We start from the raw sequence: 22,791 nt of genomic DNA, 5'->3' as shown, positions 1-22,791 counted from the left end.
GCATGTTTGCCGGGCCGAGTCGTTTGGGGAGGCGCTGTCGTTTGGTTAAGCGCGTTCTAGCGGGCGTGTCGGCTGCGCCGGCGGCGAATGAGCCAGTAGGCGAGTAGCACGACGGCCAGCACCCCCAGCCCCAAACCGATCCTTGCCAGCAGCACCAGCGGCGAGCGCGGTCCGCCTTCGCGGATCACTTGAACGTCGTCGGCGGAAACCTCGAGGGCGGGGCGGCCCTGGGCATCGGTTTTGCCGAAGTGGCGCAGCAGGTAGTTGGAAAGCGCGGCGATCTCGTCGTTGTCCAGGGAGTTGAACGCGTTGGGCTGCTCGCCGAAGGGCGGCATGAACACGTGCTCATCGCCTACTTCGCGGTCGACGCCGTAGAGAATCGTGGCGATCAGGTTACTGGCGTTGTCGTCCCCCAGCGCGCCGTTTCGATAAAGTCGCGGGTAGTAGCCGTCTTCGGTGCCGCGGCCATCCAATTGGTGACAGGAGGCGCAGTTGGCCGAATAGAGCTGGGCGCCGCGGCTGTCGCCTTCGAGCCCTTCGGCATAGCCATCGCCGCGAAAGCTTGCCAAGTCGTCGGACGCCTCGCCGTGGCTAAAGTGGTTGCCGCCGTCGTCGCCGGTCGAGGCGGTGGCGGGAAGCGATTCGATATAGGTGGCCATGGCGTTCAGGTCGTCGTCGCGCAAATGCTGGAAGCTGTGGGAGACGGCTTCCGCCATGTTGCCGGCGGCCTGGGCCTGGGCGAGTTTGCCGGTGCGCAGGTAGGTGACCAGCTCGTCGTGGCGCCAACTACCGATGCCGCTCTCCTCGTCCGGGGTGATGTTGGGCGCGTACCAGGGCCCGACCTGGGCGCCGGCCATGGCTTGGTCGCGCTGTTCCTGCATCAGAAAGCCGCGCGGCGTATGGCAGCTGCCGCAGTGCGCCGGCCCTTCGACCAGGTAGCGCCCACGGTTCCACTCGTCGGAGTGCTCCGGGTCGTCGGCGAGCGGCTCGGCGTCGTGAAACAGCAGATTCCAGCCTTTCATCGCGACGCGCAGGTTCATGGGGAACGGCAGCTTGGTCGGCGCCGTGGGCGCGTCCACCGGCTCGACGCCCTCCATGAAGTAGACGTAGAGCGCGTGAATGTCCTCATCGCTCATGTGCGCGTAGGCGGTGTAGGGCATCGCCGGGTAGAGGTTGGCGCCATCGGCGCGAATGCCCTGGCGCAGTGCCCGGGCAAACTGCGCTTCACTATAACCGCCAATGCCGTGGTTTGGCGCAGGCGTGATGTTGGTGGAGACGATGGCGCCAATGGGCGAAGTGATCTCCAGCCCACCCGCCATCGGCTCGCCGCCGGGGGCGGTGTGGCAGGCGGTACAGTCTGCGGCGGTGGCCAGGTAGGCGCCCCGGGCCAGGGTCTCGTCTTCGAGGTCTGCGCCAGGCGCATCGGCCAGTAGCGGCAGCGGGGCAATGAGGCAAGCCGCGGTCAGCGTGCGGGCGAACAAACGTTTGGACATCATGCACCCCTCGCCTGGCCGATCAGCGCCTCGGCGGCCTTGAAGGCCAGCGCGACCATGGTGATCGTGCTGTTGCCGGTGGCGGTGCTCGGCATCGCGCCGCCGCCGGGCAGAAAGAGGTTGGCGTGATCGAAGGAGCGGCAGTCCGTATCCACCACCGAGTCCGCCGGGTCGGTGCCCATGATGGTGCTGCCCATCAGGTGTTTGCTCTGGGCGAAGGTGGTGGGTTCCTGGACGTCGACCGCGCCCATGGCCTCGGCGATGCGCCGGGCGATCGGCATCGAGTAGACCTCGGCGGAGCGCCGCGTGTAGTCGCCCACGTCGTAGTAGACGTGGGGCTTGGGCAGGCCAAGCCAATCCTTTTTAGCGGAGAGCGTCAGCCGGTTATTGGGGTCCGGCAGGATCTCGTGGGCGGCCACGACGTTGACCGTGCACGCCGCGCGACGACGGATCTCTTCGTCCAGCGCCCGGCCGACCTTGCCGGTTTTCAGCGCGTTGAAGGTCTCGTAGCGGTTGCGCGCGAAGTTGTTCATCCGAAAGTAGGCACCGGCGTGTTCGGCGCGGAAATCGCCCTGGGAGGTCTCCATGATGCCGCTGTTGACCACCGGCCCCTGGCCCAGCCAGTAAGGTTCGTCCAGGGTCAGCGTCAGGCCCATCTGCGGGTGGTCCATCATGTTGCGCCCCACCTGGTCGGAGCTGTTGGCGATGCCGCTTGGGTTGCGCGAATCCGCGGACATCAGCAAGAGCTTGGGTGTTTCGATGGCGTTGCAGGCGATCACGAAGTGGTTGCCGGTCACCCGGTGGCTCTGGCGCTCCGGGTCCAGGTAGTGCACCGCCTCGATGCGATTGCCTTCGCCGGTTTCGATGTGGTTGGCCACGGCGTTGGAAAGGATTACCGCACCTTTCGCTTCCAACCGACCCAGCGCGGTGGCGGCGTCGTACTTGGCGCCAATCGGGCACACCGGCACGCAGTTGTTGTTGCCGCAGCACGCCGGGCGATCGTCATAGGGCGAGCCGCTGTTGCGCGCCTGAGCCACCGGCAGGTTGGTGTAGCCCAGGGCATCCTTCACCACCTGGCTGAATTTCTCCTCGCCCGGGGAGAAGGGCAGATGGGGCATCGGATAAGGTGCCGAGCGCGGCTGGGGCGGCCACTGCAGCGCCGGATCAGAAGGCCCACAGATGCCCAGCTTCTGCTCGGCCATGTTGTAGTAAGGGTCGAGGGTGGCGTAATCGAACGGCCAGTCCCGGCCGACGCCGTAAAGCGAGTTCAGGCGCATGTCGTCCGGGGTCAGCCGCCAGCAGGTGCCGGCCCAGTGCCAGGTCGAGCCGCCGGCGTAGCGGATATAGGTCTGGGCGTAGGAATCCGGGCCGTCGAGCTGCAGGTAGTCGTCGTTCGGCATCGGGTGCGGCGCCCAGGGCTTGGGCGGGTAGCTCGACGAGGCGCTGCCCTTGATACCCAGCGGCAGATTACGGTAGTTCTCGACGATTTCGGCGCGGGTCACCCGCGGGCCGGCGTCGAGCATTAGCACGGAGTGGCCGGCGTCGAGGAGCTGTTCGGCGACGACGACGCCGACGACACCGGTACCGACGATGACCACGTCGGCGGAAGCTGTTTGAGTCATGGCGAGTCTGGGGTCTTTTTTAGTAAAGGCGTTGGCTTAGAAACTCGGAACGGGCAAGAGCGGGGCCGGTGGGCGGCTCCAGGCATTCGGCGCCGAGTAGGCGTAGGTGGGAATCGGCACGATGTCGATTGTGGTCTGATACGTCAGCGCGTGCTCGAAGGTGAACTGTTCGGCATCGGCGGCGCTGCTCGAGGCGCCGCTGTACCAGGCGGCAATCACCCAGTAGGCGAAGTCGCGGGGCTCGCCTTCGGGAATCGCTTCGAAAAACTGCTCGACCTCGACGGCATCGTGTTGCTCGGCAATGGCGACGATCTGGTCGATACGCTCGTCCAGGCGGGCGTACTTCTGGGCGGCGAAGGCGGCGATGCGAAGCCCGGTGCCTTCGTGGAGCTCATGATTGATCAAAAGCCTTGAAAGCTGCATGAAACGCTGGTGAAGGGGCGTGCCTTCGAAGGCCTGCGCCCAGGCCCTGGTGGGGCCCGTGAAGGTGAAATAGCCCAGCAGGCTGGCGCCGCCGATCAGCAGTTGGCGGCGAGAAACACCGGATGAAGAGTGACGTTTTTGCACGCGTATTCCCTTGATGATGCGAGGTCGGACAACCGTATTTGAAACAAAGGCAACGCGGCCTAAAAGCTTTCATGGGGAGGTCGTTTGCGGGCTAATTGTATAGGCAAATACGTCAGACATTAAGCCGCTTTTCAAAGTGTTGGGCGTCCTCACTGCTCGAGGGCCTGGGATCACTTCGTATCGAGCCCTAAAACGGATGCTAGACCTCGTTATAGGGCCATTGATGGGGTCAATTCCGCTTATAACTAATAGTGTCGGTGTGGCGCGACTAAGGTATAATATGCGCCGATTAATAGCGTGTTAAGACGTAATCGGCACGCTGATTTAGCCGCAAAGCGGTCCACTGCCGCCGATGCTGATCGGCGGCGGGTACGCAAGGGAACGAACGAACATGGCAACTATTACTCGCCGCCGCGTCATCCAGATGGCCGGCGGCTTTGCGCTTACGGGCGTGGCCGGGCGCTGGCTAGCAGTGCCCGAAGCCCTGGCCGGGCCCCAAGACGCCTCCGCCAATGAAGTGAGCGAGTTTCTCGACGTCTCGCGCCGGCTGATTGCGCGCGACGAGCTCGACGAAAACCTCGCAAGCGCCTTGGTGCATGCCTCCAAACTCGCCCTGGAGGATTTTACCGAGCACCTGACGCGCCTAAAAACCCTGCTCGATGAGCAGCCGGCGCTGCTCCAGGCCTCGCGCCTCGATTTTGGCGAAGAGTACGCGGTGGAAGAGGCCACGGCCCGTTACATGCTCAGCGGCTGGTACACCGGCGTGGTCGGTACCGGCGAGCAGACGGTCTACGTCACCTACCTCAACTCGCTCTCCAACCAGATTGTCGCCGACAAACTGGTGCCTTCGAGTTTCTCCTACGGCCCCTGCGGCAGCTGGCATCGAGCCCCTTAAAGAAGGTTTTTTCAAAGGCAGAGCTTTCCAAAGAGAACGCTTGCCAAAAACCAGGGCTTTCTAAAAACCAAAGCTTTCCAAAGACCGTAGCTTTTTGAAGAGAATAAGTGATCCCCATGAGTAACGATAAAGTTGCCGACGTCGTCGTGGTCGGTGCGGGCATTTGTGGTTCCTTGCTCGCCACGCGCCTGGCCCGGGCCGGGCGCTCCGTGCTGCTGCTGGAATCCGGCCCCCGCAAGGGCCGCGGCGAGCTGGTGCAGAACTACCGCGAGTCCGCCTTCAAGTCCGATTACATGGCGCCGTACCCCTATTCGGAGATGGCCCCGCACCCGCGCTTTTCGCCCACGGCCAACGAATACCTGGACCAGGCCGGGCCGCACCCCTACAACGCCCAGTACATTCGCATGCTGGGCGGTACCTCCTGGCACTGGGCGGCGCAGATGTGGCGCTTCGTGCCCAACGATTTTCGTACCCAAAGCCTTTACGGGGTCGGCGTGGATTGGCCGATCAGCTACGACGATCTCGAGGACTACTACTATCAGGTGGAAGTGATCACCGGCACCGGCGGTGAGCCGGATAACGGCTCGCCGCGGGCCAAGCCCTACCCCATGGAGCGCGTGCCGGCCTCTTACTTGCAGCAGCGGGTCACCGAGCGGCTGGCGCCGGATTATCGCGTCATCGACGACTCCACCGCGCGCAACAGCCGCAACTTCGACGGCCGCCCGGCATGCTGCGGCAACAACAACTGCATGCCGATCTGCCCGATCGACGCCCAGTATCACGGCGGCATCGCCGCCCAGGAAGCCGAGCGGGAAGGGGTCGAGATCATTACCGAGGCGGTGGTCTACAACCTCGAGCACGACAGCGAAGGCCGGATCAGCGCGGTGCACTATTACGATTGGGAAAAGGTGAGCCACAAGGTCACCGCCCAGACCGTAGTGCTGGCCGCCAACGCCATCGAGACGCCCAAGCTGCTGTTGATGTCGACCAGCGACACCTTTGAGCACGGCATCGCCAACGTGCGTGACAACGTCGGGCGTAACCTTTGCGATCACCCGGCGATTGGTATCAACTTCGATGTCGACGAGCCGATCTGGCCCGGCCGCGGCCCGGTCAGCCCGTGCTCTATCGGTGACTTCCGCGACGGCGATTTCCGTACTGAATACGCGCCGTTCCGGATCGATATCTCCAACGGCTCCAAGGTCGATACGGTCACCAAGGAGCTGCTTGCCGAGGGCTACCACGGCCGTGAGCTGCAGGAGCAGGTGCGCTACCGCGCCGCCCGCCGGTTGGGGATCAAAAACGCCATGGAACAGCTGCCGGACCCGAACAACCGCGTCACCCTGAGTGACAAGCGCGACGCCCTGGGCCTGCCCACGCCGCGCATGCACTGGAGCATCGGCGAGTACGAGCAGCGCGGCACCGAAGTGACCCGCGAGCACTACGACCGCATCGCCGAAATGCTGGGGGGCACCAACATCAAGCACAGCCGCAGCGGCGCGTTCTCCAACCGCCAGCACATCACCGGCACGCTCTCCATGGGCAATGACCCGGCCACCAGCGTAACCGACCAGTGGGGCCGCGCTCACGATCATGAAAACCTCTTCATGGTCGGCACCGGCGTGATGCCCACCGTGGGTACCTGCAACGTCACCTTGACCGCGGCGGCGCTGGCGCTACGCACGGCGGACCGCATTCTGGAGGAGACCCAGCATGGATAATCGCCTCAAGGCAGGGCTTTTGTTGGCCGCAAGCGGCTTTGCGAGTGTCGCCATGGCCCAGACGGATGAGCCGAGCCGCGAGCTGATCCAGCGCGGCGAAGCGGTGGCCATCGCCGGTGACTGCGCCGCTTGCCACTCGGAGCCGGGCCGGCCGGCGTTTAGCGGCGGCCACCCCATCGAGAGCCCGCTGGGTACTATCTTCACCACCAATATCACGCCGTCGGATGCGGGCATCGGTGGCTATTCCCTCGACGAGTTTTCCCGTGCGATGCGTGAAGGCGTGCGCGCCGATGGCGGGCATCTCTACCCGGCGATGCCCTACACCGCCTACGCCAAGCTCACCGATGACGACATCGAGGCGCTCTACGCCTACTTCATGCATGACGTAGCGCCCTCCGATGAAGTTGCGCCGGAAACCGAACTGCCGTTCCCATTCAACCTGCGCTTCTCCATGGCGGCCTGGAACGTGCTGTTTCTGGACAGCGGCCCCTTCGAACCGGACCCGGAGCGCTCCGAGCAGTGGAACCGCGGCGCCTATCTCGTTGAAGGCGCCACTCACTGCGGCACCTGCCATACGCCGCGTAATTTGCTGATGGCCGAGAAGTCCGGCCAGGCGCTCAGCGGCGGCTCGTTGGGTACCTGGTACGCGCCGGATATCACCGATGACCCGGAAAGCGGCATTGGCGGTTGGAGTCGCAGCCAGCTGGTCGACTACCTGCGCACGGGGCACGCCGATAACGGCGCCACTGCCGCGGGCCCGATGCTCGAAGCGATCGATCTGAGCTTCTCGCGCATGCCGGAGGAAGACATCGACGCGATCGCGGTCTACCTGCTGCCGGAAGGCGAGAGCGAAGAAGCCAGTACGCAGGCTGGGGTAGAGGATGAAGAGGGCAGCGACAACGCCGACTTTTCTAACATCGGCCAGCTCATGGATGACGATACCCCGGCCGCGCTTGCGGATATCGGCCCCGGCGAGCGCATCTACCGTGACCAGTGCGCGGCCTGCCACGCCCCCAATGGCAGCGGCTTGAACGGTTTGCCTCCACTGGCCGGTCATCCGGTGCTCGACAAACCCAACGCGGATAACGTCGCCATGGTGATTCTCGAGGGTGTCTGGCCCGAGCACCGCCAGGGCATGCTCGGTTTCGCCGACGAGCTCGACGATGGGCAGGTGGCCGAGGTCACCAACTACCTGATGAGTGAGTTCGGCGAAAGCGACGTCACCATGGAAACGGCGCGGGTGTCCGAGCTGCGCGCCGGCGGGGCGGGCTCGGACCTGCTCCTGCTGGCCCGTGTGGGCATGGTAGCGGCGGGCGTTGCGATCATCGCGCTGCTGGGCTTTTGGCTCTGGCGCCGGCGCCGCCATTGAGCCACCGGGCCCTTTTAAAAGCCTGAACCAGCAACCCCGCTCCACGGAGCGGGGTTTTTTATGCCTGGCCGCCGAGGGAATGCCTCAGCCCCCTTCTGGGCCTGCACCGCCACCCAAGGCAGCAAAAGGTGCTTATAAGCGTTTGTTTACAGTTTGTGTCATTTTTTTATAATTTGTATACACTGGGCAACGAGGCACGTAGAAGTATAAAAGGCTTATTCAAGCAATCGGCATGTTTTCGAGTTGACCGGCAGATTAAACACTATAGGGATGACGTCCTACTCGCGCATCGGGTGTTTCGAACGGCGCTAAAGGCATGACGTTTCGAAAAAGCCGAGGGCAGTAAAAGCAACGCCTGGCGGGCGTACAGCGGTGGTCAAGAAGATGCAGCCGGACAATCTTACTCATGGAGAAAGGGGTCATGCTGGACGGTGAGTGCAATGACGATAAAGTTGACACGGTCAAAAGCAAAATAGCCGTGAGCGAGCAGCGGGGGGAGGCAGATACCGCGCTACACGCCGAGAAAGAGTGGGCCTACATTACGCTCAATTCGATTTGCGATGCGGTGTTGACCACGGATACTCAGAGCCGTGTGACCTACCTCAATAAAATGGCCGAAGAGCTCACCGGGTGGACACGAGCGGAGGCGTTTGGCAATCCGCTCGAACGGGTGCTTCCCCTGGTCGATAACCAGACCCACGCCAGCGCGCTCAACCCTGCAGGGCGCGCCATGGCCGAAAACCGGCCAATAGAACTCTCCCTTGACGCCGTTTTGACGCGTCGTGATGGCAGCCAGCTGGAAATAGAGGATTCCGCCGCGCCGGTTCATAATCGTCATGGCGAGGTCGTCGGCGCGGTGGTGATTTTTCACGATGCCTGCCAATCGCTCACGCGTTCTGCCCGATTTGCCTACCAGGCGCAGCACGACCCGCTCACCGGACTGCCCAACCGCTTTCTGTTTGCCGAGCGCCTGTCGTGTGCCATGAGCCAGGCCCGGCGCCGTCAGCAGCCATTGGCGCTTTTGTATCTGGATATCGATCACTTCAAAGCGATCAACGACACCTTTGGTCACGCGCTGGGAGACCGCTATTTGCAGGTCGTGGCCGAGCGGCTCAAAGCCTGCTTACGCACCACGGATACCATCTGCCGTCAGGGCGGCGATGAATTCGTCGTGCTGTTGACCGAAATCATCGACGCCTCCAGTGCGCTGGGCGTGGCCGATAAGATCCTGGCAGCGCTCGCCAACCCCTGCCAGCTCGAAGGTCACGAGCACGCTATCAGCGTCAGCATCGGGGTGAGTCTTTACCCGGACCATGCGCAGAGCGAAAGCGAGCTTCTCCATCTTGCCGATATGGCGATGTATGCCGTCAAGCAAAGCGGACGCCACCAGTGCCTGCTTTATCACGCCGACATGCAGCAAGCGGCGGGCAACTTTCTTCAAGAGGTCGAAGGCGTGAAAAGGCGCTCGTGAGCTCTGCCAGGCGATTCAAAATGCGCTGAACGCCACCACCACCGCGCCGAATACCGCCACGCCTGCCGCCACCGGCCAGCCTAGCGAGCGTAGCCGCCGCCACACCAGCAGGGTCGTGAGCAGCCCAAGGGCGGTGCCCAGCCAGGAAGCGGCGTTGGGGTTGACCGGTATGATCGACACCCCAAGGACCGCGGCGATCATCAGCGGACCCAGAATGGCCAGCCACTCCGGCATCGCCGCGGGCCCTTCGCTTTGATCCAGGCGGCGCTGCATCCATAGAAACGGTATCACGCGAATCAAAAGCGTCCCCAGTGCCGAAAGCACAACGGCGACCCACAGTTCCACGCTCATGGGCGCCCCCTATGAGAAAAGCGCACCGCGTAATAGCAAAGTGCCCCGCAGGCCGCCGCAAGCGGAATGGCCACGTTGCTCGCGCCGGTTAAAGCGAGGACCATGGCCGCCGTGATGGTAGTGCCAAGCGCCAGCGACCAGCGTAGATCGATAAAGCGCGGCGCGGTCATGGTCAAGAACAAGGCGGGCAGCGCGAAGGGCATGATGTCGCCGAGTAGCGGCCAGTAGCCGGTCACCGCTTCACCGCCTACCGCGCCCACCACCGTGCCCAGCACCCAAATCGCCCAGGCCATCAGCGCAGCCCCTAAAAACCAGCCAAAGCGGTCGGGCTTTGCGACCCCGGGCAGCTTTGTCAGCGCCAGCCCGAAGACCTGATCGGTCAGCCCGTGCATTAGCCAGGGCCAGTGGCGGCTGCGCGGTAAAAGCGCCGCCAGGTTGGGGCCGTACACTACGTGGCGCACGTTGATCAAAAGTGTCAGTAGCACGACCAGCCACAGCGGCGCCCCGGCCGCGACCATGCCCACGAACAGAAACTGGGACGCGCCGGCGTAGATCAGCACCGAAATCGCCGCGGCCTCCCAGGTCGTGAATCCGGCCTGAGAAGCCACCAGGCCGAAGGATAGCGACACCGGCACGTAGCCGCCCAGCAAGGGCAGGCCGTCGAGTACCCCTTGCCTTGCGGCGCGCCACAAAGAGTGGGGGCGCGCGGGGTGATCGGTTGACTGACGCATAAAGCAAGGCCTTTAGTGATACGTAATGGTAATGAACATCGAAGCACTATCGCGCTGGGTGCGGTAGAGGTGCGCCCGGCCGGCGTCGATGCTCAGGGTGTCGCCGGGTAATAGCCGAGTCAGCGCGCCGTCTTCACCGGCTTCGAGCTGGCCGCTAATCAGCATCAGCGTCTCCCGGGCGCCTGGCGTATGAGCATCGGCGCGGCGCTCGGTAAAGGGGGCGCAGCGCATCCAGTAGGCATCGGTTGGGGGCGGGCCACTGCTTTGCTCGATAAGCTGTACCTCGACGCCGCCATCGCCCAGTGCTTCGTTGACCGGGGCTATTAGTGTCCCGAACGGTACGTCGAGCTGCACCGCTAGCCGCCAGATCGTATCCAGTGTCGGGTTGCCGATGCCCTGTTCGAGCCGGCTAAGGTTGGACTTCGCCATGCCCGCCGCGCTTGCCAGCTGACTAAGCGAGTGCCCCCGTGCCTGGCGAAGGCGCTGTAAATGCTCTCCCAGTACCCGCAGGGCGTTTTCGTTCATGGGGGGCAAAGCTCCAGGCGCGTCATACGGTGGTCGAAGCGTTCTTGTACCAAGCGTTCTATATATGGAACGTTTTAACCAAAGAACGCCGGGGCGTCAACCCGGCGTTCAAGAAGTGATGGGATAAACCCGGAGAGCTAGGTGTTTTTCCTGCGTGCCCGGCAGGCGGCGGCGGTAAACAGCACGTCGGTGGAGGAGTTCAGCGCGGTTTCGGTGGCATCCTGTACCACGCTGATAACAAAGCCGATGGCGACCGCCTGCATGGCCACTTCCGTGGGAATACCGAACAGGCTGGCGGCCATGGGGATCAGCATCAAGGAGCCGCCCGCCACGCCGGAAACCCCACAGGCCGCCAGCGCCGATACGATGCACAGCAGAAGCGCTGTGGGGAAGTCGACGCTGATACCCAGTGTATGGGTCGTGGCCAGGGTAATCACGGTAATGGTGATCGCCGCGCCGCACATGTTGATGGTGGCGCCCAGCGGGATCGAAATGGAGTAAGTGTCGGCGTCCAGCTCCAGGCGGCGGCAAAGCTCCAGGTTGACCGGAATATTGGCGGCGGAACTGCGCGTGAAGAACGCGGTGATGGCGCTACCACGAAGGCACGCCCATACCAGCGGGTAGGGGTTTTGCCGGGTCACGAAGTAAACCAATAGCGGGTTGCTGATCAGCGCGACGATGGCCATGCAGCCCACAATGACCGCCAACAGCTGGGCGTAGTTGAGAAGCGCCTCCACGCCGGACTGCGCAATCGTGCCTGCCACCAACCCGAAAATCCCCAGCGGGGCCAAACGAATCACCAGGGTGACCAGCCGGGTGACCGCCGTGGAAAGGTCGGCAAGCGCCTGGCGGGTGCCGTCGCTTGCCTGGCGCAGTGCCAAGCCCAGTGCGATGGCCCAGACCAGAATGGCGATAAAGTTGGCCTCCATCAGGGCGCTGACCGGGTTGGCCACCGCGTTGAGCAGCAAGTCGCGCAGCACGCTGAGAATATCGCCAGGCGGTGTCCCGTCGGCCTGGGGCGTATCGAGCGCGATTTCGGTCGGCAACATAAAGCTGGCGGCCACGGCGATCAGCGCCGCGATCAACGTACCGGCCACATAAAGCCCCAGTACCGAGCGGATCTGGGTGGGTCGGCCCCGTTGGTGCGCGGCAATCGCCGCCATGACCAGCACGAAGACCAGAATGGGCGCGACCGCTTGCAGCGCACTAATGAATAGCTGGCCGAGCAGCGCAACGTGGGCCGCCCCCGCCGGGGCCCAAAGGGCGAGCAGCACCCCGGCCACGATGCCAATGAGAATTTGGGAAATAAGGCCCAGCCGTAGAAGAGGCCGAAACACCGTTTGGGCAGTCGCAATCATTGCAGAGCTCATGGTCAATCACTGGAAATGGCGCCGAAGCGAGTCGCTCGCGCCCGCGAGAAGCGAAGCATTCTAGCAGTTGAGGCGTGAGTGAGGGGGCTCATGATAAAAAACGTTACGGTGTACACCGGGCGGCGTGATACGGAAAAAAAGCAGGGCGGTTCATGTACGTGAACGTTACAACGCAAAACGGCTTGCTTTCATCAGGAAAGCAAGCCGTTTTGAAATTGGCTCGTCCAACTACTCTATAGAGGAGAGCTCTTTACACCAGCGCAGCGGTCGATTCGGTTTTAACTGCTTTATCGGTTTGGGTCGCTTTTTTAGCAGCGCGCTCGCCGACTTTCTGGGCGTGGGCCGTAGCACTCATTGCATCGACCATGGCAAAACCCTTGTCGGTGAGTTCGATGACGTCCGGCGAAGAGCCCCATTTCAGCAGCATTTCATCCAGATGACGCTCTGCGGTTTCGAAATGGCCGCAATGGCTCAGCATCTTGGCAATCGTGAAATCGCACTGCGGGGTATCGTACATCTCTTCGCGTAGCTCTTGAATAGCAAGCTTCAGGCCAGCTTCAGAGATGTTTTCCAGTTTTAATCTATGCATGCCACCACTCCTTGTGAATGCGATTACTTAACTTAAGTATTTATTTATACGCGTCTTGTACCAATTCACAGTAATACACCTTTCAAGGAGAATCAATCATCAATTTCGCTGGGCGGGCAAAAAGCTGCCTGTATAAAAAAACCCCGCCATGTAAGGCGGGGTTTTCGTTATGAAAAACGCGGTACTAAAGCGGTAGGGGCAAGGCCAGCGTCGCGAGGCTACCGGCTAAAAAAGAAGCGAAAGTTAACCATAAAAGGTCATTTTTTCTCTCTTTTTCTCGAGTAATCCTTTGTTCATTAAGGAATTTTTCGAGATGTTCGCGACTGCCTGGCTGTGCTCCATTGAAAAGATGTTGGCGTATCATCTTAACTCCTTGAGCGTCTATAACTTACATTATCCCCTCGAACGTGTACGGCTTACAAAACCCGATGCTTATACAGACATTCTCTGGGTCTTGGCGAAAGTATAGACTAACGTGTACCCGGGTGGTTCATAAAACTTATACAAAAAGTTCATCTTTCGTTCGGGCATTCGGTTTGAGGGGCTGGCAATCGTCCTCGATGCCCGGCACGGTATAGAAGTCCCCCACTCGGGTCGAAGAGTAAAAAAGACCGTTAGCGTACTATTCAACTAAAGTTGTTAGACTTTGGTCGTAAAAACGGTTAATTAACTGGACTATTGCGCGCTTGCAGTGAATAAAGGGCCCGCTACAATCAGCAACGCTATTTTAACCATCCCGTAAGGTTCGCTAAGGCGACGCGCCTTTTTGCTCACTCGACTTCAAGCGGTACTGCTCTATGCTCAGAACTGCCACCTACACGCTCTGGGGCCAGCTTTGGCACTATCACCACCAGGCCAAAAATCTTTTACTCTGCGCGCTGCCGACAAGTAGCGCGCCCGGGGCACCTCACGGCGGTTCAGGCGCCCCCGAGCAACCCGAGGGTGGCGAACCGGGCAACCAGCCGCCGCGCCCGCCCGCCTATAACAAGGCCCAAACCGTGGGGCTCGTGCTTGGGCCTTTGCTGTTCGCCTTGACGATCATGTTCTTCCAGCCCGAGGACCTGAGCTTCGAAGCCCGCATGGTGTTGGCAACGACGCTTTGGGTCGCGGTTTGGTGGGTGACCGAAGCGATCCCGATTCCGGCGACGTCGCTGTTGCCGATCATACTGCTGCCGATTACCGGCGCCCTCGATGGGGGAGCGGTCACTGCCGCCTACGGCAATCCGATCGTGTTCCTTTTCCTGGGCGGTTTCATGATCGCCCTGGCCATGGAGAAGTGGGATCTGCACAAGCGCATTGCCCTGACGATCATTTCGATTCTGGGCACCAGCATCAATAGCATCGTGTTCGGCTTCATGGCCGCGACCGGCTTTTTGTCCATGTGGGTTTCCAACACCGCCTCGGTCATGATGATGCTACCGATCGGTACCGCGATCGTTTACCAGGTCACCCAGGAGCTCAACAAAACCGAGGGCGATCACAGCGTCGAGATCGAAAAGTTCAGCAAGGCGCTGATTTTTGGCGTGGGTTACGGCGGCACGATCGGTGGCCTGGGCACGCTGATCGGCACGCCCCCCAACATCATTTTGGCGGCGGTGGTCAGCGAGCTGTTCGGCTACGAAGTCTCCTTCGCCGGCTGGCTGATGTTTGCTTTCCCGGTGGTCGTGGTTCTGCTGGTGATCGGCTGGCTGATGCTGACCCGGTTTATCTACCCGATGAATCTTGGGCATCTGCCCGGCGGCAAAGCGCTGATCAAAAAAGAGATGGATGCGCTGGGCCGTACCAGCTTCGAAGAGAAGGCGGTACTGGCGGTCTTTCTGATGGCCGCGTTTTTCTGGATTACCCGCTCGTTTCTTTGGCAAGGCCAGATCATCAACATCCCCGGTATCAGCGATACCATGATCGCCATTGCCGCAGCGGTTGCGCTATTTTTGATCCCCTCGCCCAACAAGGGGGGCTGCCTGCTGGATTGGGATATCGCCAGAGATGTGCCCTGGGGCATTCTGCTGCTATTCGGCGGTGGTCTGGCCATTGCCGCCGGCTTCAACTCCTCCGGGTTGGCGGCCTGGATGGGCGATCAAATGAGCGTGCTGGAAGGGGCCAACTTCCTGCTGGTCATTCTGCTCTCCACGGCAATGGTGCTCTATCTCACCGAGATTACCTCCAACACCGCCACCGCGACGATGATCCTGCCCGTGCTGGCCTCGTTGGCGCTGGCATTGAACGTACACCCGTTCGTGCTGATGGTGCCCGCGGCAATGGCGGCGAACTGCGCCTTCATGCTGCCGGTCGGTACACCGCCCAACGCAATCATCTTCGCCACTGGCAAGATCACCATCGTCGAAATGGTGCGCAACGGTTTCTGGCTCAACATCATCGCGCTTTTGTTGATCGTGGCGGCAACCTACTTCCTGCTGCCGGTTCTTTGGGGCATCGATTTGACCACCTACCCGGACGCGTTTCGTAACTAGCCGCTTGGCAACCGAGCGCTAAAAGTACGCCTATTAAAGCCCCACTTCGTGTGGGGCTTTTTTTATGCCATGGACCTGCCCGAACGCCTTTCGTCATTGAACCGACGCTATTCGCTCACCCCCAATGAGCGCTAAAGTAACCCCATTTGGCTAATGTGCGCGATCCACTACGCTGTGAAGGAATTTATCGTTCAGCGCTTAGACTCGAAGGAGACCAGGATGAAGCAGGACACCAATAAGCAGGCCCGAATTCGTAAGGCGCTGGGGGTCAACCCCTTTATCGACGAGGCGAAAGAGATCGAGCGGCGGGTGGATTTTCTCTACCATGCGATGCGCGATGCCGGCCAGCATACCCTGGTGCTGGGCATCAGCGGCGGGGTGGACTCCACCGTGGCCGGGCGGTTGGCCCAAATGGCGGTCGAAAAAGCGCGTAAGAAGTATCTCGACGCGCGGTTCTACGCCATGCGCCTGCCCTACGCCGACCAGCACGACGAGGCGGACGCCCAGCAGGCGCTCGAGTTCATCCAACCCGACCACCTGCTGACCGTGAACGTCAAGCCGGCCAGCGACGCGGCGCTCAAGTCGCTCGAAGAGGCGGGGCTCGAGTTCAAGGACGAGCACCAGCGCGATTTCGTGCTGGGCAACATCAAGGCGCGCCAGCGCATGCTGGCCCAGTACGCGGTGGCCGGCACCCACGGCGGGCTGGTGGTGGGCACCGACCACGCCGCCGAGGCCGTTATGGGCTTTTTTACCAAACATGGCGACGGCGCCTGCGACGTGGTGCCCTTGGCCGGTTTGACCAAGCACCAGGTGCGCCGGATCGGCGAAACCCTGGGGGCGCCGGAGGCGCTGGTGAAAAAAGCGCCCACCGCGGACCTGGAAACCCTGAAGCCGCAGCTGGCCGACGAAGAGGCCCTGGGCGTCACCTACGCCGATATCGACGCCTTTTTGGTGGGCGAGAATGTGGGCGGCGAGGTGCGAGCGACCATCGTACAAACGTACGCGCGTACCGCGCATAAGCGCAACCTCCCCGTCGAGCCCTGGCTTGCCTTGAAAAGCCGCTAGCAGGGTAGGCTGAGCGCCGTTTTGCCCGTGTCATTTTGCCCGTGCCATTTTGGAGCGAGCCAATGGGAAAGTGCTAAGATGCGGGCACTTTTTACAACGGCGAGCCTGCCATGCGACTACTTCACACCGCGGACTGGCATCTGGGGCGTTTGTTTCACAACGTCTCGCTGCTTGAAGACCAGCGCTTCGTTTTGAACCAGCTCGTCGAGATCGTCGACCGGGACGCGGTGGATGCGGTGCTGGTCGCTGGTGATGTTTTCGACCGCTCGGTTCCCCCGGCCGCCGCCGTCACCCTGCTCGACGACATTCTTTTCGAGCTTTGCGAAAAGCGTGGCTTGCCGGTGGTGATGATCTCTGGCAACCACGACAGCGCCGAGCGGCTGCGCTTTGGCGCCCGTCATCTCAAAAAGGCGGGCCTGCATATTCTCTCCGACCTGGGGGAGTGTGATGCGCCGGTCACGCTCACCGCCGGTGGTGTCGAGGTGGATGTTTTCGGCATTCCTTACGCGGACCCTGCCCACGTACGCAGCCAATTCAAGGTCGATGTGCGGGATTTCGACGGCGCCCACCGCTTCTTGCTCGAACGTATCGAGGCTGCCCGCCGCGGGGGTACGCCGACGTTTTTGATGAGCCACTGCTTCGTCGACGGCGCCAGCGCCTCGGATTCCGAGCGCCCACTGAACCTGGGCGGCGCGGAGAGCGTGGCCTGGGAGCCGATGCAGGGCTTTGATTACGTCGCCCTTGGCCATCTGCACGGCCCGCAGTATCGCGGCGGCGAACATATCCGCTACAGTGGCTCGCTTTTGAAATACAGCTTCTCGGAAGCCCGCCAGCGCAAGGGCGTCACCCTGGTGGATATCGACGAGCAAGGGCAGGTAAACTTCGAGCACCGCCCGTTAACCCCCAGGCGCGAAGTGCGCGTACTGGAAGGCGAACTCGAAGCGCTTCTGGCCGCCGCCCAGGCGGAAGACGCCGCCCGCCGCGCCGACTATGTGCTGGTGCGTCTTTCTGATCGTCACGCGATTCTCGACCCCATGAGCAAGCTGCGCGCGCTGTATCCCAACGTGCTGCACCTGGAAAAACCCGGCATGCTCGAGGCTCACGGTGCCCAGCAGCTCGACCGAGAAAAGCTTGATTTCAGCGCCCTTGACATGTTCAGCGACTTTTTCGAGCAGACCAGCGGGGAGGCAATGAGTGATGATCAGCAAGCACTCATGCGCGAATTGATTGGCGAGCTCAATAAAACGGAGGGCGCTTCATGACCCCGCTGGCGCTGAGCATGCAGGCGTTCGGCCCCTTCGCCGGGTGTGAGCGCCTCGACTTCACCGCGCTGGGCGACCACCCGCTCTTTTTGATCAACGGGCCCACCGGGGCGGGCAAAAGCTCGATTCTCGACGCCATCTGCTTTGCGCTATACGGCCAGACCACCGGGGACGAGCGCACGGCGAGCCAAATGCGCTGCGACCAGGCCGACGCTTCGCTGTTGACCGAGGTCACCCTCGATTTTCGCCTACGCGGCGCGCTCTACCGCATTCGTCGCGTGCCCCAGCAGGAGCGCCCCAAGGCCCGCGGCGAGGGCACCACCACCCAAAGCACCGAGGCCCAGCTTTGGCGCCTGACCGAGGACCGCCAAGAGGATAAGTGCCTGGTCGCCAAAAGCGTAAGCGAAGCCACCGGCCAGGTGCAGACGCTGCTGGGTCTGGACGCCGTTCAGTTTCGCCAGGTGATGGTGCTTCCCCAGGGCCGGTTTCGCGAGCTGCTGGTCGCAGAGTCCAGGGATCGCGAGAAGATCTTCGCAAAACTCTTTCAAACGCATATTTTTCAGCGCATCGAAGAGCAGTTGCTGGAACGCTCGAAAGAGATCGTCGCCAGGGTCAAAAGCCACCATCAGCATATTAGCGGGATCCTGGCCGGCGGCGAGCTCGAAAGCGAGGCGGCGCTGGAGGAGGAGGCGAGCGCGCTAACGCCCCGGTTCGAACAGGCGCACGCCCTGCGCGAAGCCGCCGGCCGGGCACGCCGTGCGGCGGAGAAAAACCGCGACGTGGGTGCCGCGTTGAAGCGCCAGTTCGCCGCCCGCGACGCCCTGGCCAACGACAAGGCCGCGCACATCGAGCAGGCCGAGGCCATCGAGCGCGCCCAGGCGCAGCTAAGCCAGGACGGCCAGGCCCAAACGCTGCGCGCCCCTTTTGATGCCCGCCGTCAGGCGCATCAGGCGCTGCAGGCCGCGCAAGCGGAGCAGCGCCAGGCCAACGAGGCCTTGAGTGAGCAACGCACCCACGTGGAAACCGCCAACGCCGCGTTCGACGCGGCCCGCCGGCGTCATCAGGACCTGGGCGAGCTGACCGAGCGCCGCCGTCAGCTGGGCGAGTATCTGGAGAAAGGCCAGGCGCTTCACGCGCTAAGTGCCCGCGTGCAGACGGCGGCGGCCCACAAACAAACCGCCGAGGCGAATTTTCAGCGCGACGAGAAAGCCCTCGAAGATACCCAGCGCCGGGGCGAGGCGCTCAGTACGCAGCTGGAGGCGCTGCAAACCGAGTACCAGCGCTTGGCAGGGGCGCCTTCGGAGCTTGTCCGCCACCGGGAGCTTCTTGCCAAGCGCCAGGAGCTGGAGGCGCTCGACCGTCAGGCCCCGGCGCTCGACGAGCAGCGCCGCGGTGGCGAACAAACCCTCGAGCGTTGTCAGCGAGAGACCGAGCGCGCCGAGCGCTACGCCACCGAGCAGGAAATGCGCTGGCACCAGGGGCAGGCGGCGCTGTTGGCGCGCACCTTACAAGCCGACACGCCGTGCCCGGTATGCGGCAGCCCCGACCACCCGGCCCCCGCCGAAGGCCAGGTCGACGTGGTCACCAAAGAACAAGTGGAACAGGCCCGGGTAGCGCTTGAAAACGCCCGCCAGGCGAGCAACGCCGCCGAGCGCGCGCTGCAAGAGAGCCGCCAGAAACGCCAAAACCTCGATGAGCAGCACGCTCAGGTGAGCCAGGCCCTGGGCGAGTGGGCAAGCGCGCCCCTGGCCGAACTCGAGCACGCCGTGAGGGCGCAAGGCGAACATGCGGCGCGGCGTGGCCAGGTAGAAAGCGAGATTACCCAGCTTCAGCAAAGCCGCGACGCGCTGCGCCAGGAGTGGGCGGCTCAGGACAAAACGCTCAAAACCCGCCGCGCCGAGATGGACACCGCCCGGGAGGAGGCGCTGCGCCTGGCAAGCCACTACGAGCAGCTAAGCGAGGCGCTGCCCGCGGACGCCCGCGACCCCCAGGCACTCAAGGCGAGCCTGGCCGGGCTTGACAGCGACATTGCGCACATCGAGAGCACCTACCAAAAGGCCCAGCAGGCGTTTAACGAGCACGAAAGCCAAAAAGCCCGCTGTGAAGAGCGGCTAAGCGGCGCCGACAAACGCCTGGCGGAGTGTAGGATCGCCCTTGAAAAAGCGGACGCCGCCTGGCGCGAGGCGCTGGACCAAAGCCCCTTCGAGGACGCCGCGGCCTTCGAGGCCGCCAGGCTCGACGCCCAGCAGCGCCAGGCGCTTGCCGAGCAAGTCGAAAGCTACCGGCATCGCCTGGCCGAACTGGAAGGGGCATTGGCCAGCGCCAACGCCCAACTGGGCGAGCAAGCGCTGCCGAATGTGGCTGAGCTCGAGGCGGCGGTCGAGGCCGCCCAGCACGAGGAGAACACCCGGCTCGAAGCCTGGCGCTCCCTCGATGCCCGGCTTGCCAACCTGGCCGCCATTCGCCAAAAACTTGCGGATGCCCATGCGGCTCAGGAAAAGCTCGAGGCGGAGTACCGGCTCTGGGGCACGCTCAGTGACGTCGCCAACGGGCGCACCGGCCACCGCATCAGCCTGCAGCGCTTCGTGCTGGGGGTGCTGCTCGACGACGTGCTGATTCAGGCCTCCGAGCGGCTGGTACGCATGAGCCGCGGGCGCTACCAGCTGGTGCGCCGCGAAGACCCCTCGAAAGGCAATAAGGCGTCCGGCCTGGAGCTCGATGTCGCCGATACCTACACCGGCAAGCAGCGCTCGGTGGCGACCCTTTCCGGCGGCGAATCCTTCATGGCGGCGCTTTCGTTGGCGCTGGGGCTTTCAGACGTGGTCCAGGCCTACGCCGGCGGCATTCAGCTCGACACGCTGTTCATCGACGAAGGTTTTGGAAGCCTCGATCAGGACGCCCTGGATCAGGCGATCGAGGTGCTGTGCGATCTGCAGATGAGCGGGCGCATGATCGGCATCATTTCCCACGTCAGCGAACTTAAAGAGCAAATGCCGGTTCGTATAGAGGTGCAGGCCAGCCGGCACGGCAGCACGACGGCGATCAAGGGAGCGGTGACCACCTAGCGTCGTCTTTCAAAGTGTCTCGTCGTAAAGCAAGGAGCAGCGAATGAACGCAAACGCCATTTTACAAAAATTGATGCAACAGGCCGGCGGCACGGCCCAGGGCGGCCAGGGCAGCGGTGTGGATGTAAAAGGGATGCTCGATGGTCTATCGCGCCAGCTCGGCGGTAATGAAGCCGGCACTAAAGGCAGTGGTCTCGACATGAAGAGCCTGCTGGGCGGCGGCGCCATGGGGATGCTGGTCGGCTCCAAACGCGGACGCAAGCTGGGCGGCAAGGCGCTTAAGTACGGCGCCATTGCAGGGGTCGGCATGCTTGCTTGGAAGGCGTGGCAGAGTAGCCAGGCCGCCAAAGGGGGTAGCCCCGCGCCGCAGAGCAATGATGAAGGCGAACGCGTGGAGGCACTCACCGGCGAGTTACAGGAGCGGCGAAGCCTGGAGCTTTTACAAGCGATGATCATGGCCGCCCGGGCCGATGGTCATATCGACGAGCAGGAGCGCGCGCTGATCAGCGAGCAGATCGATACCCTGGGGGCCGATGACGAATTGCACGGCTGGGTCGAGCAGCAGTTAAACGCCCCACTCGATGCCAAAGCGCTGGCCCGTCAGGCAGATTCGCCCCAGGCGGCTCGGGAGATGTATCTGATCAGCCTGGCGGTGAGTGATGAGCAAAACCCCATGGAAAAAGCCTGGCTCGAACAGTTGGCCACCGAGCTCGAGCTGGACGCCGAGATGGTGACTCAACTCGAGCGCCAGGCGGTTCAGGCCGGCTGATGCTCGAAACGCTCAACCTGTGGCTCGCCTCGGGCCTGGGGCTTGGCTACGCTCCCGTCGCACCCGGCACCGTGGGGTCGCTGCTGGGCGTAGCGTTTGCCTGGGCGTTACTGGCGCGCCCGCTTGGCCAGCAGGTAGGGGCAGTTCTGGTACTACTGGGGATCGGTGGTGGCGTGTGCCACTACGCGGGCCTTTATCACGGGGGGCTTGATCACGGCAGTATCGTGCTCGATGAGATCGTTGCCTTCCCGCTGGCAGTGCTGGGCCTCAAGGCGGCGCGAACGCTTTGGGGTATGGCGCTGGCGTTTGGTGTGTATCGGTTTTTCGATGCGTTCAAGCCGGCGCCGGTGCATTTGGCCGAGTATGCGCCGGGCGGATTGGGCGTGGTGCTCGATGACGTCATCGCCGCGTTGTTGACCTGGCTTATCCTGGCCGCGGTGCTAACGCTTTATCGACGGCGCGGCGCGCGAGCTAACGCGTAGCCTTGCAACAAAACAGCAAAAAACGCCGTAAGCAGCACTTGCGGCGTTTTTATACGGCAGTGAACTCAAGGCGCAAATACCGCCTTGCCTCGAGGTCAGTACCCGCCGACAAGAAAGCCGGTTTGAGGTAAAAGGGGGCGAAAGCGTCTAACCTGCTTGTAGGGTGGCGGGTTGCCACTCCATTAGCTCAAGGAGTCCACGGATGAACGCGAGTACTATTCTTAAGCAGTTGATGCAGCAAGAGGACGGCGAATTCGGTATCAAGGGTGTGCTGGATGATCCAGCACACCGGTCGGATGGTCAGCCGGGTCACCGCTTGGGCCGTCATGCATCGGGCCCGTCATCCCGTTCGAGCGGTTTCGATACGAAGAGTGCGCTGGGCGGCGGCGCTATGGCAATCCTGATGGGCTCCGGGCCTGGCCGCAAGCTGACCGGCAAGGCGATTAAATATGGCATTGTGGCGGGCATAGGCGTATATGCCTGGAACGCGTGGCAGAACTCCCAGTTACGCAGCGGCCGTGGTGGCGAAGCGGACACCGAGTGGGAAAGCGGCCAGGCCAGTGCGAAGGACGACCACGTCGACTCCCTCAGCGGCGAACGTCAGGAGCAACGCAGCCGGGCACTGCTGCAGGCGATGATCATGGCCGCCCGCGCCGCCGTTCAAAACGACGAGCAGATACGCGCCTCGATGACCGGAAAGATGCACGCCCTGGGCGCTGATGATGAGTTGCACGCTTGGGTCGAGCAGCAGCTAAATGCTTCACTGGATGCCGAGGCACTTGCCGAGCAGGCGGACTCGCCCGAGGCCGCTCGTGAGATGTACTTGATTAGCGTGGCCGTTATCGATGATGGGGATCCCAAGGGGCGCGCATGGCTCGACCAGCTTGCCAACGCGATGGATATCTCCGATGAGCAGGCTTCCAGGCTCGAGCGTCTGGCGCGCGAAAGCAGGTAACCACACCTTCAGGGCATA

19 protein-coding genes are annotated in these 22,791 nt (G+C 62.5%); 11 read left to right on the top strand and 8 right to left on the bottom strand.

The window, feature by feature from the left end; genetic code table 11:
* Nucleotides 1–56: 56 nt before the first annotated feature.
* From ACWFVE_RS12065 to ACWFVE_RS12055, 3 genes are read right to left on the bottom strand one after another with little or no spacing between them, the layout of a single operon-like run.
* Nucleotides 57–1,493 carry a c-type cytochrome gene (locus ACWFVE_RS12065; RefSeq protein WP_447529515.1) on the bottom strand — a complete coding sequence of 479 codons (1,437 nt, stop codon included), beginning with the start codon at nucleotides 1,491–1,493 and terminating at the stop codon, nucleotides 57–59.
* Nucleotides 1,493–3,115 carry a GMC family oxidoreductase gene (locus ACWFVE_RS12060; RefSeq protein ID WP_447529514.1) on the bottom strand — a complete coding sequence of 541 codons (1,623 nt, stop codon included), beginning with the start codon at nucleotides 3,113–3,115 and terminating at the stop codon, nucleotides 1,493–1,495. Before ACWFVE_RS12060 ends, ACWFVE_RS12065 begins: the two co-directional genes overlap by 1 nt.
* A gap of 36 nt (nucleotides 3,116–3,151) precedes the next feature.
* Nucleotides 3,152–3,682, bottom strand: a complete 531-nt coding sequence (locus ACWFVE_RS12055) for a sugar dehydrogenase complex small subunit (protein WP_447529513.1) — start codon at nucleotides 3,680–3,682, stop codon at nucleotides 3,152–3,154.
* A gap of 391 nt (nucleotides 3,683–4,073) precedes the next feature.
* On the opposite strand from ACWFVE_RS12055, the gene ACWFVE_RS12050 reads away from it, so the two are divergent.
* The 4 genes from ACWFVE_RS12050 to ACWFVE_RS12035 all read left to right on the top strand — a co-directional run bounded on the left by ACWFVE_RS12050 (nucleotide 4,074) and on the right by ACWFVE_RS12035 (nucleotide 9,138).
* Entirely contained in the window at nucleotides 4,074–4,577 is a 504-nt protein-coding gene (locus tag ACWFVE_RS12050; protein WP_447529512.1) for a sugar dehydrogenase complex small subunit, read from the top strand.
* 116 nt (nucleotides 4,578–4,693) lie between these two features.
* Nucleotides 4,694–6,298, top strand: a complete 1,605-nt coding sequence (locus ACWFVE_RS12045) for a GMC family oxidoreductase (protein WP_447529511.1) — start codon at nucleotides 4,694–4,696, stop codon at nucleotides 6,296–6,298.
* A complete protein-coding gene (locus ACWFVE_RS12040) occupies nucleotides 6,291–7,667 on the top strand; it encodes a c-type cytochrome (RefSeq protein WP_447529510.1) in 1,377 nt (458 codons plus the stop codon). Before ACWFVE_RS12045 ends, ACWFVE_RS12040 begins: the two co-directional genes overlap by 8 nt.
* Nucleotides 7,668–8,088: 421 nt before the next feature.
* Nucleotides 8,089–9,138, top strand: coding sequence for a diguanylate cyclase domain-containing protein (locus tag ACWFVE_RS12035; RefSeq protein ID WP_447529509.1), 1,050 nt, complete (start codon nucleotides 8,089–8,091; stop codon nucleotides 9,136–9,138).
* Nucleotides 9,139–9,153: 15 nt separating this feature from the next.
* Here the strand turns inward: ACWFVE_RS12035 and ACWFVE_RS12030 are convergent, their stop codons facing one another.
* The 5 genes from ACWFVE_RS12030 to ACWFVE_RS12010 form a co-directional block, all read right to left on the bottom strand.
* Nucleotides 9,154–9,489: an AzlD domain-containing protein gene (locus ACWFVE_RS12030; RefSeq protein ID WP_447529508.1), complete on the bottom strand. Its 336-nt coding sequence runs from the start codon at nucleotides 9,487–9,489 to the stop codon at nucleotides 9,154–9,156.
* Entirely contained in the window at nucleotides 9,486–10,220 is a 735-nt protein-coding gene (locus tag ACWFVE_RS12025) for an AzlC family ABC transporter permease (RefSeq protein ID WP_447529507.1), read from the bottom strand. Before ACWFVE_RS12025 ends, ACWFVE_RS12030 begins: the two co-directional genes overlap by 4 nt.
* Before the next feature lie 12 nt (nucleotides 10,221–10,232).
* Complete coding sequence (locus tag ACWFVE_RS12020; protein ID WP_447529506.1) at nucleotides 10,233–10,745, bottom strand: helix-turn-helix domain-containing protein; 513 nt, start codon at nucleotides 10,743–10,745, stop codon at nucleotides 10,233–10,235.
* A gap of 137 nt (nucleotides 10,746–10,882) precedes the next feature.
* On the bottom strand, nucleotides 10,883–12,103 hold the full coding sequence (sstT, locus tag ACWFVE_RS12015) for a serine/threonine transporter SstT (protein ID WP_447529505.1): 1,221 nt from the start codon (nucleotides 12,101–12,103) through the stop codon (nucleotides 10,883–10,885).
* 262 nt (nucleotides 12,104–12,365) lie between these two features.
* Nucleotides 12,366–12,704, bottom strand: a complete 339-nt coding sequence (locus ACWFVE_RS12010) for a hypothetical protein (RefSeq protein ID WP_447529504.1) — start codon at nucleotides 12,702–12,704, stop codon at nucleotides 12,366–12,368.
* Between the two features lie 797 nt (nucleotides 12,705–13,501).
* Here ACWFVE_RS12010 and ACWFVE_RS12005 point away from each other — a divergent pair.
* From ACWFVE_RS12005 to ACWFVE_RS11975, 7 genes are all read left to right on the top strand, one after another.
* On the top strand, nucleotides 13,502–15,175 hold the full coding sequence (locus ACWFVE_RS12005; protein ID WP_447529503.1) for an SLC13 family permease: 1,674 nt from the start codon (nucleotides 13,502–13,504) through the stop codon (nucleotides 15,173–15,175).
* A gap of 219 nt (nucleotides 15,176–15,394) precedes the next feature.
* Nucleotides 15,395–16,240, top strand: coding sequence for an ammonia-dependent NAD(+) synthetase (nadE, locus tag ACWFVE_RS12000; RefSeq protein WP_447529502.1), 846 nt, complete (start codon nucleotides 15,395–15,397; stop codon nucleotides 16,238–16,240).
* Between the two features lie 110 nt (nucleotides 16,241–16,350).
* The gene (locus tag ACWFVE_RS11995) at nucleotides 16,351–17,502 is read left to right on the top strand and encodes an exonuclease SbcCD subunit D (protein WP_447529501.1); all 1,152 of its coding nucleotides are present in this window, start codon (nucleotides 16,351–16,353) and stop codon (nucleotides 17,500–17,502) included.
* Nucleotides 17,499–20,567, top strand: coding sequence for an AAA family ATPase (locus tag ACWFVE_RS11990; RefSeq protein ID WP_447529500.1), 3,069 nt, complete (start codon nucleotides 17,499–17,501; stop codon nucleotides 20,565–20,567). Before ACWFVE_RS11995 ends, ACWFVE_RS11990 begins: the two co-directional genes overlap by 4 nt.
* A gap of 43 nt (nucleotides 20,568–20,610) precedes the next feature.
* On the top strand, nucleotides 20,611–21,336 hold the full coding sequence (locus tag ACWFVE_RS11985) for a tellurite resistance TerB family protein (RefSeq protein WP_447529499.1): 726 nt from the start codon (nucleotides 20,611–20,613) through the stop codon (nucleotides 21,334–21,336).
* Nucleotides 21,336–21,818, top strand: coding sequence for a phosphatidylglycerophosphatase A family protein (locus ACWFVE_RS11980; protein ID WP_447529498.1), 483 nt, complete (start codon nucleotides 21,336–21,338; stop codon nucleotides 21,816–21,818). Before ACWFVE_RS11985 ends, ACWFVE_RS11980 begins: the two co-directional genes overlap by 1 nt.
* Before the next feature lie 202 nt (nucleotides 21,819–22,020).
* Nucleotides 22,021–22,773 carry a tellurite resistance TerB family protein gene (locus ACWFVE_RS11975; protein ID WP_447529497.1) on the top strand — a complete coding sequence of 251 codons (753 nt, stop codon included), beginning with the start codon at nucleotides 22,021–22,023 and terminating at the stop codon, nucleotides 22,771–22,773.
* The last annotated feature ends 18 nt before the right edge of the window (nucleotides 22,774–22,791 follow it).

The sequence above is a fragment of the Vreelandella mediterranea genome, from assembly GCF_970647075.1.
Note: the sequence above shows the minus strand (reverse complement) of the source record. Positions and strands in the feature narration are given on the sequence as shown.